The organism is Nonlabens sp. Asnod2-A12 (assembly GCF_045063745.1).
GTDB classification, from domain to species: Bacteria; Bacteroidota; Bacteroidia; order Flavobacteriales; family Flavobacteriaceae; genus Nonlabens; species Nonlabens xylanidelens.
On sequence record NZ_JBEFOB010000003.1, the window covers coordinates 47,634 to 65,496 of the forward strand.

Below are 17,863 nucleotides of genomic sequence, written 5' to 3' on the forward strand. Positions count from 1 at the left end.
CCGTTTAGGTTTCATGGTCAGAATTCAGAATTAAACAGAAAAAAACATTAATTAACTGTTGACTATTCAGCTGTTAATTTATTTAAAATCTATAGTTAAACCCTTCTAAACATTTAGTTTCCAAACCGTTTCTATTTGTATTTTTAAAATAAAAAAATGATAACAACCATAAATCCATATACAGGTAAAGAACTTAAAGATTATCAAGAGCTTAGCAAAAAAGAGATAAAAGCAAAGTTAGATATAGCTCAGTTAGCTTTTGAAGACTGGAAAAATACGAGTTTTGAACATCGTGCTGAGCACATACGTAAAGTAGGAGAGTTGCTTAGAAAAAATACAGACAGCTATGCTGTGTTAATGACTGACGAGATGGGTAAGCCTATTGCACAATCTCGAGCTGAGTTAGAAAAATGTGCCTGGTTATGTGATTTCTATGCAGAAAAAGCAGAAGGTTACCTAGCTAAAGAACACGTAGAAACTGAGCATTTTAAATCATATGTAACTTTTGAGCCTATAGGTGTTGTACTAGCTGTAATGCCGTGGAATTATCCATTCTGGCAGGTATTCCGTTTTATTGTGCCTGCACTAATGGCTGGTAACGTGGGTGTTTTAAAACACGCTAGTAGCGTTATGGGTTGTGCAGAGTTAATAGAAGATATATTTCTAGAAGCTGGTTTTCCTGAAGGTTGTTTTCAAAACTTTGTTATTAATAGTGATGAGGTAGAAGCGATCATAGAAAGTAAAATTATAAAAGCGGTTACTCTTACAGGTTCAAAACCTGCAGGTGCAGCAGTGGCATCTACTGCAGCAAAAAACATTAAAAAAGCAGTCCTTGAATTAGGTGGTAATAATGCACTAGTCGTTTTTAATGATGCAGATATTGATAAGACAGTACAAACTTGTGTAGAAGCTAGATTTCAAAACACAGGGCAAAGTTGCATAGCCGGTAAACGCCTGTTACTACAAGAAAATATTGCTGACGAGTTTCTAGAAAAATTCACTAACAAAGTAAAGGAACTGACATCAGGAGATCCTAAAGATGAGGACACTTATATAGGAGTAATGGCTAGAGAAGATCTGGCTGAAGAGCTAGAAGAATTAATGAATGCCTCTATAGATAAAGGTGCAGAATTGCATTATGGTGGCTCTAGAGACAAGGCTTATTTTGTACCTACCATCTTAACAGATGTGACTAGTGATATGCCCGTTTTTAAAGATGAGACTTTTGGACCTCTTATGGCAGTAAGCACTTTTAAAACAGAGGCAGAAGCTATTAAAATGGTGAACAATTCAAAATTTGGTCTAGGAGCAAGTCTTTTTTCTCAAGATTTGAAAAAAATGGAAAGCCTAGCTACACAAATTAAGGATGGCGCTGTTTTTATAAATCATAAAGTAGCGAGTCATCCAGCATTGCCTTTTGGAGGTACTGGTATTTCAGGTTTCGGTAGAGAGTTGTCTCATTACGGTATCAGAGAGTTTGTGAATATCAAGACCGTAGTGATCGCATAGATTTTTAATAATTCCGCTTTCGCGAAAGCGAGATAATCATACATATCTCTTTAAAAAAGAGTAAAAAAAAGCCTGTCAAAATCAATTGACAGGCTTTCTGAATTTAAAAGATAATTAGAATTACTTCTTGATAAACTTTTTAGTTACTATTTGCTCACCGTCATTGATTTGAATAAGGTAAACATTTGATTGAAGAGCAGCCACATCGATAGACTTTTCATTTACCACGCCAGCAGCAACTCGTTGACCAGTTAAGTTATAAATCGTATAAGTTAATTTTTCACCAGTCGCTGTAGTGAATAATTGAGAACCGCTTACAGGGTTAGGGTAGATGTTAATCTCATTACCTGGTATAGCGACTTTGCTTGCCGTTACCGCAGTTCTTGCTGTACCACATTCTCCTAAATTTACCCACGAAGAAACTTCTCTCTCAAAAAGAACATTTTGATATACTACTTGATCTCCTACAGAGTAGCTGTTTGCACTGTTGTAAGCTGGTACGCCAGCACACTTATCATTAGACGCAGCACCATTAGTTATTTTAAGATCATCTACAGCGATATCACCTTGCCATGAAGTACTTGTGTTTACTGTTAATCTTAACTGTAAATTATCACCAGCGTAGGCTGCGAGGCTAACACTTGCCGTTTTCCATGCCGCACCTTGATCACCAGACTGAGTGAATATAGTTGTATATGAACCACCTGTACTCGCTTCTACTTTTAAAGTACCTACGGCATTACCAGTCATTTGGTATTGAAAAGATAGTGTCGCATTACTCTCACTAGAAAGATCAAAACAAGGAGAGTCTAAAGAAGCTGTCTTACTGAAGTTAGGGTCAGATGCCTCAACATATATATAATAAGAACCTTGTGCAGCGGCACTAGGACCTGTGCTAGAAGATGGAGTTCCTCCAGTTCGTAACGACCAGTCTAGAGAATCACTTCCATTTTGAGACCACTGTCCAAGAGTATTTTCAAAACCTACAGAATAAGGGAAGGAAGAAACGCCATTTACACAACCGGTAGAACCACCGCCACCAGAAGTAGCTGTTGTAATACCAAATGCATCTACCGCAATATCACCTTGCCATGAGCTTGCTGTATCTACTACGAGTCTTACTTGTGCTGTATTTGCTGATAAACCAGCACTAGCTGTTAACCAGGCTGCACCTTGATCACCAGATTTAGTAAATACAGTAGACCATGATGTAGAGCCACTTGCTCTAGCTTGTAATCTTAAAGTACCTACTGCGTCTCCAGTCATCTGGTATTTAAATGTAGCGGTAGGAGTAGAACCGCTAGCAAAATCTAAACATGGAGAGTTTAAAATAGCAGTTTTGTCAAAATTAGGGTTAGATGCCTCTACAAATACATAGAAAGAACCTTGGTCTGCAGCGCTAGGACCAGTACTGCTAGAAGGTGTCCCGCCAGACTGTCTAGTCCAGTCTAGTGAGTCGCCAGTGTCTTGTGTCCAGCCGCCTAGAGAGCTTTCAAAACCGTTAGAGTATGGAAAACTATCTATAGTACTGTTACAGCCTGTATCATTACCGCCACCACCAGATGGAGGTGTACATTTAGTTGATAATGCAAGAGCAGAATGAAAACCACCATTTAATAAATTAGCTCTCATACGTGCTTTTTGTCCTACCGTGAATAAGTTCATACAAGAGTCGTTAGAATAATCCATGTAATTTTGCACCATATCTACAGATCCACAAGAAACATGTCCTGTGTTACAACCGCCGTTAGAAGCGTCAGATTCTGGTGTGTCGCTTACAAAGTCATCAACACCACAACCACCGTCGCCCCAAATATGGCGCAAACCAAAAAGGTGTCCTACTTCATGAGTAGTCGTTCTACCACCATCAAAAGGAGCAGATACAGCACCTGTACGACCGAAGTAATTATAACCCATTACCACACCGTCTGTTGCACGGTTGCCACCAGGAAATTGAGCATAACCTAGAATACCTGCCTGACCGTTACTATTTAAGGCAGATACCGTCCACATGTTAAGATATTGTGTGGTGTCCCATGGTGTAACTCCACCTGTTGCCGAATTTTTCATTCTGTTTTGAGTAGTATTCCATGAAGTTACCGACGAAGCTTTTCTTGTTATACCATTAGTTGCATTTCCATTAGGATCTACTTGCGCCAGACAGAATTCTATTTGCATATCTGCAGCTTGTGACCAGGTATTATCTGCATCGCTATTTGTTCTTCTAAAATCTTCATTAAGAACATCTATCTGAGACTGTATTTGAGCAACACTAATGTTTTGAGTTGAATTTGCATAAAGTACATGAACGACTACAGGGATAGTGATCACGCTACCATTTACAGATTTTTGAGTGAGCAATTGGTTTGCTTTTTGTTGAGTAAACCGCTCTGCATTTGCTACGCTTCTTGCTAGTGCAGGGTCTTGGGACATAGCGAGAACCAGGTCGTTATGAGTCGAGCATTCTCTTTGTTGAGCAAAACTAACCGCAGTAAAAAGAACTGCTATTAGAAGTGCTAATTGAGTAAAGTTTTTTTTCATTATAGGGGGTTTTAATTAGTATATATGTTGCCTAATGTAGAACCTTTTGATAATAATGCAATGAAAGTATCTATTATGCTATGAATAGTGTATGAAATAAGCTTACTAATTATCAATTTGATATTGAAGCTGCGCGCTGTTTATTAACCTACTGATTTAGTAGGTTAATATGTTTGTTTTCAGTTTGTTAAATTTATATTAATAAAGATGTCTAAAACTCTGACTTTCAAAATGAAGATAATATTCTACTCCATAATTAATTTAAATTTTAACTTTATCCATGTGTATTTCATCGATGTATGATATCGTTTCATCTTATTTGATTGATGAATTGACTTTGTGATGTAATGTTTGTTGTTGAGACTAGAGTTGTTGTAATCTCGCTTTCGCGAAAGCGGAACTACTTATATTGCAATGATACTTTTTGCTCTACGTATTTAAGTATGATCAGAGTAGAAAAAATAAGAAGTGAAATATAGCACATAGGAGTAAGATTTGCCATTTTAGGGCATTGTGCTAGATCGTTAAATTGTAGATATGATGCTACTGCGGCTATACCAAAAGCAAGTGTTGTGAAGAGGTAGTAAAATACTGTCTTCTTACGTGTTAAGTGAGATATGGCTGGTATTAAAAAGCAGAAAAATATAATGATACAAGCTGGTATCAAGGCTATTTTAGGACAGCCGTTGCCCGTTTTTAACTCTTCTAAAACCAGTCCACCTGCTCCCCATAATCCTATGAGTAGCAGGAGAGTGATAAGGTATGATAAGAATGTTTTGAATATCATTTACTTGAATTAATCACACAAGTTGGACATTCAGATCCATTAACGGTGCTTTTTAATTTAATACCATTAAGATGAGTAACCATAAACTCTTGAATAAATGCATATCTCTCGTTGTGGTTATTTACATCTATTTGAGAGTCTTTAAATTTTTTTCTTACAAGGTTACCATATTCTTGATCACCCCAACAGTTAGGGCAATATCCTTCTAGAACTTCGTCTTTTTTACTACCTGTTAGTATCGATATCAAATTCATGTTATAAAGTATTTTCGTTTAAATCTAAGTCTGTGTTTGAATCAGTGTCTTCTATATCTTGTACTTTTTGAAGTGCAACATTAACCACTGTATTTATAGCAGGATTGTTAACAGTATCTATAGTACCGTCTATGTATTCTATAGTTATTTTTTCTATTTGAGTGTCGTTTTTTAAACCAAAATGAACTAACGCTGTTTGATCACTTACGAGTCCTTCTCCGGTAACGAGCCAGTCTGTTAATTTTCTATCCTTAAGATATACGGTGATTTTTGCTCCTATTTCTTTACCGGTATCTGCAAGGTGTACTTGAACATAATTGTTTTTATTATTTCCTTTATTGATAAAGGCTTTGGCCTGATCATTAATGTTAACCCATATAAGATCTAAGTGTCCGTCTTTATTAAAGTCACTAACTAGTGGAGTGATAGCATATGTAGGATTAGTAGCACCACCTTTCTTAATACCTGGAGCAAACGTATGATCTTCTTTCTGGATTAAAAGACGTCCATCTAATTTAAAGATTTTACTCATAGGGAAATCTATGTAGTTTTCGGCAACCATTAAGTCTTGAAGACCGTCGTTATTCATATCGGCAAATGCCGCACCCCATGAAAATTCATAATCGGCTATTAAAGCTTCTTGGGCAACGTCTTTAAATTTAAAGTCGCCTTGGTTTTCAAATAAAATCCATTTCTCAGTGAATAAAGAGGCATCTTTTATATCTCCTTTTACTATAAAGACAGGAGCGGTACTACCTGTGTTAGAAAACATGAAATCTACAAGGCCATCATTATTATAATCTCCTATAGCAAGCCCCATAGGGTAAGCAAACCTATTTGTGATAGGGTTATCTACCATGGTATAAGTAAGATCTCCATTGTTTTTATAAGTTCTTACTTCTCCAGTGTCATGCACAGCGATTATATCTAACCAAGAATCATTATCGATATCAATCAAAGAACCTTGAAAAGTATTATGTATATAATCTAGTCCAGCTTCTTTAGTGATACTTTTAAAAGTATTGTCACCATTATTAAGTAGCAATTCACTTGTAGAACCATAGGTATAGTCTTCAAAAATGGTCTGACCTTCCATTAATTCTTTGCGTAAATAGGTAGACAAGAAAATGTCTAAGAGTCCATCTTTATTAATATCACCTACGGTAATACCTACTGGTGTAGACTTTTCATTAACAGGCGTGTCTATTACAGTCTCTGTGAATTTACCGTTTGTGTTGTAAAAAATTACCAATCCGTTTTCACGGCTTATCATTAAATCGGTAAAACCATTGTTGTCAAAGTCTGCACTAACTGCAGCTAGAGTAGTAGTGCTATCTATTTTTTTAGGTAGATTAACAGTTGCGCTTATTTCAACAAATTGTCCATCACGGTAAGCAAATAAAGCATCGTCTTGAGACATTCCACCACCGAAGAATAACTCATCTACATTATCATTGTCAATATCTATAAGAGCCGAAGATGCTAGAGGTAATGATTTCTCACCATTGTGTTTGTGAGTAAAATCTATGGCAACAGATTCAAATAGCGGTATTTGATCTTCAGCAATCTCTACATCATATTTGTCGGTAGTGGCATCGAGCCAAAACTTACCGAAAATGAAAATTAAAGCAATAACAATTATTGCGAGTAGGGATAAAGCTATTTTTTTAAACATGGCGATTGTTTTTGTAAAGTTGAATAAGTGAAATGGTAAATAATATGAAATGAGTAACATTCATGAGAATAGGGATGATATGCTGTCCTATACTAGGTAAAGCAAAGCCTATTAAAACGAGTGCAATTAATATGGTAATAGGGTTTAAGATGGCCATCCATTTTTTGTATTGCGTACTTCCTTTAAGTATGGCAATAATAAAGAGGATAGAAAGAACAGCAATAACTATTCTCAATACCTGAACCAGTACTTCCATGTGTGCCGTATAATGATCTATGAGATTTTTATAATCTGTAGGATTGATACTGTCTTGTAGGTGTACAATATTACCAATAGAAGCTCTAGATCCTATCCATACACCACCTATGGCAAATGCTATAAAACCTGTTGCAAGTACTAGTTGTGCGAGTAATTTATTACCAGTTTTAAGCATGTAATAAATATGAAAATACCCAGCAAAATAAAAAGGTAAACCTATCATAGCTAGGGTATGTCCTAAACTTAGATTACTTAAAGGGACGTAAGAGAAAAAGTTATAATTTTCAGATTCTCCCATAATTTGTGGAGAGTAATGAAGTAGGTATTCTCCAGCTCCTACAAGTATAGAGGCTAGAATACCTGAAAAGCCTAATATTTGGGCTGTTTTTGTAGTCATTATATTTGAATTTTAATTATTTAGTAATGATGAATTAATTACCACAACGCTACAATGATACAATAAAAATCAAAAGGTATTTGTATATACATGTAAAGCTAACTTACTTATAGAGGAGTTTTTAGATCAAATTTGCAATACATAATTCAACATATCACAAAGAGATCGCATATGTCGTTAAAAATACGGTTTTTAGAGTTTTTTATCACAAAAACATAACAAATTTTGTGAATAAAAATTTACTATTTTTATTTTTAAAGTTGTCGTCTAGACGACTGTTGAATTCAAATGAAAAGGGTTAATGACTATCTTTTAAATCGATGAAATAGCAATTAAGTTGATTCTAAATCACCTCAAATTCCTAGCTATAATGATTAACTATTTTTATTCACAGTAATAACTTAAAATATGTTAATTAAAATAGCTTTTTAGACTAGGAATTAAAGCAGTACAATTCTTATATTTCCACATACCACAGATTTTACTTTAATGGACGGAACAACACAATATACCGAGGATAATATACGCTCACTCGACTGGAAAGAACACATAAGAATGCGTCCCGGAATGTATATCGGGAAGCTGGGAGATGGCTCTAGTGCAGATGATGGTATTTATATCTTACTTAAAGAAGTTATAGATAACTCTATAGATGAGTATGTCATGGGTGCAGGTAAAACTATCGAAGTATCCATACAAGGAGAACGTGTTATAGTACGTGATTACGGTCGTGGTATACCTCTAGGTAAGGTCGTGGATGTAGTTTCAAAGATGAATACTGGTGGTAAGTATGATTCTAAAGCATTTAAAAAATCAGTAGGTTTAAATGGTGTAGGTACAAAAGCTGTTAATGCTTTATCCTCTTATTTTAGAGTAGAATCTTCTCGAGAAGGTAAAAGTGCTAGTGCAGAATTTGAAAGAGGTGAGTTAACCGGAAAAGATTTTCTAGAAGAAACCACAAGACGCAAGGGTACAAAAATGACTTTTGTGCCAGATTCTGACATATTTAAAAACTTTAAATACAGGCCAGAGTACGTTGTACGTATGTTAAAATACTACGTATACTTAAATCCAGGTCTTACTATTATATTTAATGGTGAGAAATTCTTCTCAGAACATGGTTTAAAAGACCTACTAGGAGAGACTATAACAGAGACAGATAGATTATATCCTATCATACATTTAAGGTCTGAAGATATTGAGATCGCTATGACACATAGTAGAACTCAATATAGTGAAGAATACCACTCCTTTGCAAACGGTCAGAATACGACGCAAGGTGGTACACACCAGGCAGCATTTAGAGAAAGCGTGGTAAGAACCATAAGAGAGTTTTATAATAAGAGTTATGACGCTAGTGATATACGCAAGTCTATAGTTAGTGCCATTGCTATAAAGGTAATGGAGCCCGTTTTTGAATCACAGACTAAAACTAAGTTAGGCTCAACAGAAATGGGAGGAGATTTACCTACGGTAAGAACCTTTATTAACGACTTCATTAAAACAAATTTAGATAATTATTTACACAAGAATCCAGATGTAGCAGAGGCTTTACAGCGCAAAATTATACAGGCAGAAAGAGAACGTAAAGAACTGTCTGGAATTAGAAAGCTAGCTCGTGATCGTGCAAAAAAATCTAATTTACACAACAAAAAATTACGTGACTGCCGTGTACATTTAGGGGATACTAAAAAAGCAAATAATCTAGATAGTACTTTATTTATTACCGAGGGAGATAGTGCAAGTGGATCGATTACAAAATCTCGTAATGTAAACACTCAGGCAGTATTTTCTTTAAGAGGTAAACCATTAAACTCTTATAACATGAGCAAGAAAATTGTTTATGAAAACGAAGAGTTCAATCTATTACAGGCAGCCCTAAATATAGAGGAGAGTATGGAAGACCTGCGTTACAATAAAATAGTAATCGCAACAGATGCCGATGTAGACGGTATGCACATACGTTTGTTATTAATAACGTTCTTTCTTCAGTTTTTTCCAGAATTGATTAAAAAAGGACATTTATATATTTTACAAACGCCACTTTTTAGAGTAAGAAACAAGAAAGAAACTAGATATTGTTACACACCAGAAGAAAGAGCAGAAGCTCTTGCCGAGTTAGGTAAAAACCCTGAGATAACTCGATTTAAGGGACTTGGAGAGATAAGCCCAGATGAATTTGTGCATTTTATAGGAGAAGATATACGCCTAGACCCTATCATGCTGGACGATGGTATGAGTATTGAAGATTTATTAAAATTCTATATGGGTAAGAACACACCAGATAGACAGGAGTTTATTATTAATAACCTTAAGGTAGAGCTTGATGTTGTTGAAGATCAGTGATATATAACTTATTATTTAACAATGATTAAATATAAACACATAGTAATAGTCGCAGTAATAGCTGTATTGTTCTATATAATTGGAGCATTATTTAAGATATTGCATTGGGCATTTCCTTTAGGTGAAAACAGTCATTTTGGTGGGCCAGAATTAATTGTAATTTCAGTTATGTTTTGGGCTATTGCTGCTGGGCTGCTTATCTTTAAAGCAATTACTGCTAGAGGTGATGATTTTTTAAATAAATAGTGGTTTAATTAATTCCGCTTTCGCGAAAGCGGAACGATAATAGAATAAACAGTTATTAATTAACTGAAGAGAATTAACTGATAACGGACTAGTGTCCTATGAGTGAAGAAAACGAAGAGTTAGAAAATTTAGGAGAAAACGTAGAAGAGCAATCTACAGAAACCATAACACGTGTCACGGGCATGTACAAAGAATGGTTTCTAGATTATGCCAGTTATGTTATTCTAGAACGAGCTGTACCTGCTATAGAAGATGGTTTTAAACCAGTACAACGTCGTATCATGCAGTCTATGAAAGATTTAGATGACGGTCGTTATAATAAAGTAGCAAACATAGTAGGGCACGCAATGCAGTACCACCCACATGGTGATGCGAGTATAGGTGATGCGATGGTGCAAATAGGTCAAAAAGACTTGTTGATAGACATGCAAGGAAACTGGGGTAATATCCTTACTGGAGATCCTGCTGCAGCATCTCGTTATATAGAAGCCCGTATATCAAAATTTGGTCTAGAAGTACTCTTTAATCCTAAAATTACCGAGTGGCAATCTAGTTATGATGGACGTCGTAAAGAACCTATTAATTTGCCTGTAAAATTTCCGCTTTTACTTGCCCAAGGAGCTGAGGGAATCGCCGTAGGATTATCTACAAAGGTCTTACCACATAACTTTAATGAATTAATAGATGCTTCTATAAAGCATTTACAAGGTAAGCGCTTTAAAATTTATCCAGATTTTCCGACTGGTGGAGAGGCAGATATCTCTAATTATAATGATGGTTTAAGAGGTGGAAAAGTACGCGTGCGTGCAAAAATGCATTCTCCAGAAAAGAATAGTATTGTTATTACTGAAATCCCGTTTTCCACAACGACTAGTTCTTTGATAGATTCTATTCTTAAAGCAAATGAGAAGGGAAAGATCAAGATCAAAAAAATAGAAGATAATACGGCTGCAAACGTGGAGATTATGATCCATTTACCAGCAGGTTTATCTCCAGATAAAACTATGGATGCTTTATTTGCATTTACTAACTGTGAGGTGAGTATCTCTCCTTTAAGCTGTGTAATTGAAGATAACAAACCATTATTTGTAGGTGTGTCAGAAATGCTGAGACGCAGTGCAGACCATACTGTAGAATTACTAAAAGCAGAATTAGAAATATTACTACATGAGGTAGAAGAGCAATGGCACTTTGCATCACTAGAACGTATTTTTATTGAAAACCGTATCTATAGAGATATAGAAGAGGAAGAAACTTGGGAAGGTGTTTTAAGTGCCATAGACAGAGGTTTAAAACCTCATATAGGTCATTTAAAACGTGAAATTACCGAAGAAGATATCGCAAGATTAACAGAGATACGTATCAAACGTATTTCTAAATTTGACATAGATAAAGCACAACAAAAAATAGATGCTTTAGAAGACCGCATTGCAGAGTTAAGACACCATCTAGAGCATTTGATCGATTTTGCTATTGATTATTTTGCTAAACTTAAAAAAGATTATGGTAACGGTCGAGAACGTAAAACAGAATTAAAGACCTTTGACGACATCGTAGCTTCTAAGGTGATTATACGTAGTACAAAGCTCTATGTGAATAGAGAAGAAGGTTTTGTAGGTACGACACTTAAGAAAGATGAGTATGTAGGCGATGTGTCTGATATTGATGACATCATATGCTTTACAAAAGAAGGAACTATGATGGTTACTAAAGTAGATGCAAAAACTTTTATAGGTAAAAACATCGTTCATGTAGCTGTTTTTAAGAAAAAAGATAAGCGTACCATATATAATGTCATTTATAGAGATGGTAAAACAGGACCTAGTTATATAAAAAGATTTGCAGTAACTAGTGTTACTCGAGATCGTGAATATCCTATGGGTAAGGCAGATAAAGGTTCGCTCATGCATTATTTTAGTGCAAACCCTAATGGTGAGGCCGAGGTGGTGACGGTAAGCCTAAGGCAGCAAGGTAGCATCAAGAAGATCAAGTGGGATATAGATTTTTCGGACATCTTAATTAAAGGTCGTTCTTCAAAAGGTAATCTAGTAACTAAGTATAATATCAAAAGAGTAGATCTTAAAGAAGAAGGAGTTTCTACATTAAAACCACGTAAAATATGGTTTGATGATACAGTGCAACGTCTTAACGTAGATGGAAGAGGTGAGTTATTAGGTGAATTTAGAGGAGAAGATCGTTTATTGATTATAACTCAAAAAGGTATTATTAAAACTATTATTCCTGAGGTTACAGCAAGATTTGACGACGATACGATAGTTCTAGAAAAATGGATACCTAATAAACCACTTACCGCTATTTATTTTAATGGAGAGCGAGATTTGTATTATGTAAAACGTTTTTTAATGGAAAATGAAGAACGTGAAGAGTCATTTATTCCAGATCATGAAGGGTCGTATCTAGAAGTAGTCTCGACAGATTATAAACCCATGGCCGAACTTGTTTTTAACAAGCCTAGAGGTAAAGAACAACCTGATAATGAAGAGATCAATCTAGAAGAATTTATTGCTATAAAAGGAATAGCTGCCCAAGGAAATATGCTTACTAAGGCTAAAGTAAAGCAAATAAATTTATTAGATCCCATACCTTTTACACCAGTAGAGGCTATTCCAGAAGAGGTCGTTGAGGAAGAAATAACTCCTAAAAGTGATACTACTGATAGTGATGTTCCTAAAGATCCTAATGCTCCAGATCCTGAAATAGATGATACTGGACAGTCTATTTTATTTTAAGATTATTATAAAATTTTTAAAAGCGATAAATTCTATATTTATCGCTTTTTTTATTTCAATACCGCTTTCGCGAAAGCGAGATAATTACAACTTATAAAACACTTACATTAATGGGGTTATTAAAAGAATTCAAGGAATTTGCAGTTAAGGGAAACATGATAGATATGGCGGTAGGTATCATAATAGGTACAGCCTTCAATAATGTGGTGCAAACTCTTGTAAAGAAAGTGCTATTACCACCCTTATCTTATTTAACAGATGGAGTTAATTATGAAGATAAAAAGTATGTTTTAAGAGAAGCTATTGAAGGAGCTACCGGAGATCGGGCTAAAGAAATAGCAATAAATTATGGAGAACTAGTAAATGTGAGCATAGATTTTCTAGTAATAGGTTTTACGGTTTTTATAGTCATAAAATTAATGAATAGGTTACGTAATAATGCTCAAGATCCTAAAAATAAGAAAGTCGTAACTCCTAAGGATATAGAATTACTTAATGATTTAAAAGAGTTAATGAAGGAGCAGAATCAATTGTTGAGTAAAAAATAAATTAAAATGGTTTTTTATCTAGCTTTAAAAGTAGGAATACACTTATTATTAGTGATTTAAACTGTTAAATTAACATATTAACGTTTTTATGTTTTTTTTTAATTTGAATTTCAATCTACACCTAATCTAGGGATTAAGTTTGCAGGCGATTAAAATCCCTTCAAATGAAATTTTTATTAAAAGCTATACTTTTATTAATTCCCTTTTTAAGTTTAGGACAAGTAGGTGTTAATACTATAGATCCTAAAGCAGATATAGATGTAGTGGCAACTATACCAAGTTCTCCGACTAGTGAGACTGGTATATTATTACCTAGAGTATCAAATTTTCCAACTACAAACCCTACCATAGAACAAAATTCTATGTTAGTTTACTTAAACACAGCGGTAAATAGAAATATCACAGGATCAGGTGCAAAGGATTATCCTGTAGGTTTTTACTACTGGCATTTTTTAAGCACAGACTGGATAAAACTTGAAGTTAGCGGTAATTCAAATGGGTGGCTTACAGAAGGTAATGACGATACTGTTTCTGGAACAAATTTTTTAGGTACAACTAATGCTCAAGATCTTGATTTTAGAACGAATGATGATCTTAAATTTAGAATGTCACAAACTGGACAATTAGAAGTGTTCGTCAAGGATAAATCTGTTTTCATAGGTTTTGAAGCAGGTGAGTCTTATAATCCTACAGATGGTGGGAGCATAAAAGGAGAGCAAGATGTCTTTATAGGTTATCAAGCTGGTAAAGCTACTACCACAGGTAGAGATAATATGGCGATAGGGACACTAGCTATGACAGATAATATAACAGGTAATTTTAATACTGCTATAGGTGATGAAGCGTTACAAAGCAATACAAATGGTGATGAGAATACGGCTATAGGTAACGACGCAATGAGGTATGGTACCTCAGGAGATAGTAATACTGCTATAGGTGTAGGAGCTTTATCACGTAATAGTGGAGATCGCAATGTTGCAGTAGGAATTGATGCTTTACAAAATAATGGAAGTGGTGATGATAACATAGCTATAGGCGCCGAGGCGTTAAAAGAAAATGATGGTGGTAAGGAAAATATAGCTTTAGGATATAGATCCCAACTAGCTAACTCAGGTGGGCAAAGAAATATATCCTTAGGTAAAAATTCTTTGATTGCAAATACAGGAGGAAATGATAATGTTATAATAGGTGATAATGCTGCTATAGTACTTAGGGGAAGTCAGACGGTTGCTATAGGTGCAGACTCTGGTAAAACACCTACTACAGGAGCAAGTAATGTATTTATAGGTTTTAATGCAGACGCTACTTCGACATCAACAGCTAACTCTGTAGTAATAGGTCACAGGGCTAGAACAACAGGAAATTTAAGTACTGCGGTAGGATTTAACGCTATTGCTACTGGTGCAAGTTCTTTATCTTTAGGTAGTAACTCAACGGCATCTAGTTCTAATAGTATTGCTGTAGGTTCTCTTTCTGAAGCATCTTCTAACGATGGTATAGCAATAGGTAATAGTGCAAAAGCAGATGGTAGCAATGCGCTAACCATAGGTAGTTCTGGTACAAGTACTGGTAATAATTCTGTAACTATAGGAGATACGACAAATAGTAGTGGAAACTCTTCGGTATTAATAGGTAGTAACGCAAATTCTAATGCTAGCTTTACCACTTCTGTAGGTTATAATGCAGATGTTAATGGAGCAAATGGAGTAGCAATAGGTTCAAATACAGATGCAACTGAATCATCAACCGCTGTAGGTAATGCATCACAAGCTACTGGACTGGGATCAGTTGCAATAGCACATAATGCAAAAGCCATAAGAAGTTATGCAATAGCTATAGGTTTTAGTTCTCAAGCTCAAGAGGAAGATGCTCTTGCAATAGGTAGAGATAGTGAGGCAAATGCAGCCAGATCTGTTGCAGTAGGTTTTGAATCTTCATCTACTCAGGTAGGTTCTACCTCATTAGGATTTAAATCTAAAGCAACAGGCTTAGTAAGTACTTCTTTAGGGTCTGAAAGTATAGCATCTGGAAACAATTCTATTAGTTTAGGTAATAAGGCTAATGCATCAAATTTAGATGCTATCGCTCTAGGCTTTAACGCTATCGCTTCTCAAAACGCTTCTATTTCTCTTGGAAAAAATGCTACTTCTACTGGTATTGATGGTATCTCAATAGGTCAAAGCAGCGGTGTTACAGGTAATAGAAATATTGCGATAGGAGCAAATGCAAAAGCAACCTCTAATTCTGAAAATGCTATGGCATTAGGAGCAAATACAGAGGTAAAACACAAAAGATCTATTGCTTTAGGCGATGGAGCGATAACTACTAAGGATAATCAATTAATGTTAGGTAATATTTCAGAAATACAAGCGAATGCAGCAAATATTAAAACTACAGGAACTATAACTGCAAATAGTTATGTAGCTACTGCATCTAGCACTACTTATGCAGATTACGTTTTTGATATCTATTACGATGGTGTTTCTGAGCTTAGTAAGACCTATAGTTTCCCAACTCTAGAAGAAGCAGAAGCCTTCGTTAAAACAAATGGTCACTTAATTGGTGTAAAATCCATAGAAGATATTGAGGCTCAAGGTATGACGGTTAATGTAACTGATACGGCTCTTAAAAATTTAGAAAAATTAGAAGAGCAATTTTTATATATAACAGAACTTAATTCTAAAATAAAAGCACAAAATCTAAGAATAGAAGCTTTAGAAAATCAATTAGATAAGGTAAGCGAATTAGAGAAGCGTATAATGGCTTTAGAATCTAAATAAGATTTCATTCTCTCAAAGAGAAAAGGACAGTATCATTCATTGATGTTGTCCTTTTTTTTGTTTCAAACCTTACTTATAATTAATTAAAAGTAATCTGTTTGATGATGAAAATAGTATAAAATGGTTTGTGTTGAATTATTAAAATACAACACAATTATCTAATTGTACGATTTCCTAGTCTTTAAACGGTTTTATAAAAAGGTTAGATTAGGTCACTTCAGCCGATTAAAATCACGTTTAATCGCATCTTTATATTTCAGAATTCTCTTTTTTATTAAAAGAATGTAAGGGCATTAGATTGCAGAGAATCAAAACTATTTAAATGAAAACTTTATTAAGATCGTTCTTATTATTTATACCGCTTCTAAGTATCAGTCAGGTAGGAGTTAACACTGTTAATCCTAAAGCAGATTTAGAAATAGTAGCAACGGTTCCAGGTTCTCCTACAAGTGAGACTGGGATATTGATACCTAGAATAAGTAATTTTCCTAATACAAATCCTGGAGTGGCACAGCATTCTATGCTTGTATATTTAAATAATAATATAACTAGAAATATAACTGGTTCTAATGAACTTTATGAAAGAGGCTTTTACTATTGGGATAATAACCTAAGTAACTGGATACCTTTTAATAGCTCATCAAGTAATGTTTCTGAAGGTTGGAAAGTAAAAGGAAATGATGGACTATCATCTGGAACAAATTTTATAGGTACAACAGATGCTGTAGAATTAGACTTTAGGGTTAATAATCAAGAAATATTTAGAATGTCTCAGAAAGGGCAATTTGAAATCTTGTCTAATTTCAATAATATCCTTATCGGTAGAAATGCAGGAGAGAATATTTCTGGAGGTAGAGATAATGTTATCATAGGTCAATATGCAGATACTAACAGTACTGGTTATACAGAGACTGTCATATTGGGTAATAATCTAAAAACTTACGGAAATAATTCTATTTTAATAGGTTCTGGTAGATCTAGAGCTACTACAGACGGTATTTCTATAGGTAGAGATGCTCAAAGTACCGCAACAGAAGCTATATCGATAGGTTACCTGAGTGAAGCTACTAGAAATGGAGCTATAAGCATAGGTAAAGGAGCTGTTACCCAAACTGGTGAATCTATTGCTATAGGAGTAAATGCAAAAGTATCATCTAATTATTCTAGATCAATAGCCTTAGGAGTAAATGCAAATGTGAATAAAAGCAACCAGTTAATGGTGTCTAATGATATTAAAGAAATTAGTGCAGAGCAAGCAACCGTAAGAGCTCGTAATTTTTTGGCAACTGCGTCTAATTCTAATTATGCAGATTATGTTTTTGATATGTATTATGATGGTGCTTCTGATCTTAATAATACCTATAATTTTCCAACTCTAGAAGAGGCAGAGTCTTTTGCCATAGCTAATGGTCACCTAATAGGAGTAAAGTCTATAGAAGATATACAGTCTCAAGGAATGACGGTAGATGTAGCTGAGACGTCACTTAAAAATTTAGAAAAAATAGAAGAGCAGTTCTTGTATATAACAGAGCTCAATTCAAAAATAAAAGAACAAAATAAAAGAATAGAACAATTAGAAGCTCTTTTAAATAAGGTTATTGAATTGAAACAACTTTAAGAAATAGAAAAATGAAAGTTTATTCTTTCTGAATATAAGTTAAGAGCGGTATCCTAGATACTGCTCTTTTTTTTATGTTAAAGATTCGCTTTCGCGAAAGCGGAATATATACCAAACCTGTTTTAAACTTTACACTAATTAAAAAGTCTTAATT

General features: G+C 34.7%; 12 protein-coding genes. 7 read left to right on the plus strand and 5 right to left on the minus strand.

The window, feature by feature from the left end; all coding sequences use genetic code 11:
- Positions 1-156: 156 nt before the first annotated feature.
- A complete protein-coding gene (locus tag ACJJVJ_RS00285; protein WP_405368153.1) occupies positions 157-1,509 on the plus strand; it encodes an NAD-dependent succinate-semialdehyde dehydrogenase in 1,353 nt (450 codons plus the stop codon).
- Positions 1,510-1,629: 120 nt separating this feature from the next.
- Here ACJJVJ_RS00285 and ACJJVJ_RS00290 read toward each other — a convergent pair whose 3' ends face one another.
- The 5 genes from ACJJVJ_RS00290 to ACJJVJ_RS00310 form a co-directional block, all read right to left on the minus strand.
- Entirely contained in the window at positions 1,630-4,050 is a 2,421-nt protein-coding gene (locus tag ACJJVJ_RS00290; protein ID WP_405368154.1) for a M43 family zinc metalloprotease, read from the minus strand.
- 400 nt (positions 4,051-4,450) lie between these two features.
- A complete protein-coding gene (locus ACJJVJ_RS00295; protein WP_405368155.1) occupies positions 4,451-4,837 on the minus strand; it encodes a hypothetical protein in 387 nt (128 codons plus the stop codon).
- Positions 4,834-5,091 (minus strand): hypothetical protein, encoded by a 258-nt coding sequence (locus ACJJVJ_RS00300; protein ID WP_104515870.1) that lies wholly within the window; start codon positions 5,089-5,091, stop codon positions 4,834-4,836. Before ACJJVJ_RS00300 ends, ACJJVJ_RS00295 begins: the two co-directional genes overlap by 4 nt.
- 1 nt (position 5,092) lies before the next feature.
- Positions 5,093-6,766 (minus strand): CRTAC1 family protein, encoded by a 1,674-nt coding sequence (locus tag ACJJVJ_RS00305; RefSeq protein ID WP_405368157.1) that lies wholly within the window; start codon positions 6,764-6,766, stop codon positions 5,093-5,095.
- Entirely contained in the window at positions 6,759-7,421 is a 663-nt protein-coding gene (locus ACJJVJ_RS00310; RefSeq protein ID WP_405368159.1) for a DUF6796 family protein, read from the minus strand. The genes ACJJVJ_RS00305 and ACJJVJ_RS00310 overlap by 8 nt, the downstream gene beginning before the upstream one ends.
- A 489-nt stretch (positions 7,422-7,910) precedes the next feature.
- Between ACJJVJ_RS00310 and ACJJVJ_RS00315 the strand changes: the two genes are divergently transcribed.
- From ACJJVJ_RS00315 to ACJJVJ_RS00340, 6 genes are all read left to right on the plus strand, one after another.
- Positions 7,911-9,767: a DNA topoisomerase IV subunit B gene (locus ACJJVJ_RS00315; RefSeq protein WP_104515873.1), complete on the plus strand. Its 1,857-nt coding sequence runs from the start codon at positions 7,911-7,913 to the stop codon at positions 9,765-9,767.
- A 21-nt stretch (positions 9,768-9,788) separates the two neighbouring features.
- Positions 9,789-10,013: a hypothetical protein gene (locus ACJJVJ_RS00320; RefSeq protein ID WP_104515874.1), complete on the plus strand. Its 225-nt coding sequence runs from the start codon at positions 9,789-9,791 to the stop codon at positions 10,011-10,013.
- A 98-nt stretch (positions 10,014-10,111) separates the two neighbouring features.
- Positions 10,112-12,763 (plus strand): DNA gyrase/topoisomerase IV subunit A, encoded by a 2,652-nt coding sequence (locus ACJJVJ_RS00325; protein WP_405368160.1) that lies wholly within the window; start codon positions 10,112-10,114, stop codon positions 12,761-12,763.
- Positions 12,764-12,873: 110 nt separating this feature from the next.
- The gene (gene mscL, locus ACJJVJ_RS00330; RefSeq protein ID WP_104515876.1) at positions 12,874-13,311 is read left to right on the plus strand and encodes a large-conductance mechanosensitive channel protein MscL; all 438 of its coding nucleotides are present in this window, start codon (positions 12,874-12,876) and stop codon (positions 13,309-13,311) included.
- Positions 13,312-13,475: 164 nt separating this feature from the next.
- Positions 13,476-16,091, plus strand: a complete 2,616-nt coding sequence (locus tag ACJJVJ_RS00335) for a hypothetical protein (RefSeq protein ID WP_405368162.1) — start codon at positions 13,476-13,478, stop codon at positions 16,089-16,091.
- A gap of 322 nt (positions 16,092-16,413) precedes the next feature.
- Positions 16,414-17,709 (plus strand): hypothetical protein, encoded by a 1,296-nt coding sequence (locus ACJJVJ_RS00340; protein ID WP_405368163.1) that lies wholly within the window; start codon positions 16,414-16,416, stop codon positions 17,707-17,709.
- Positions 17,710-17,863 lie beyond the last annotated feature (154 nt).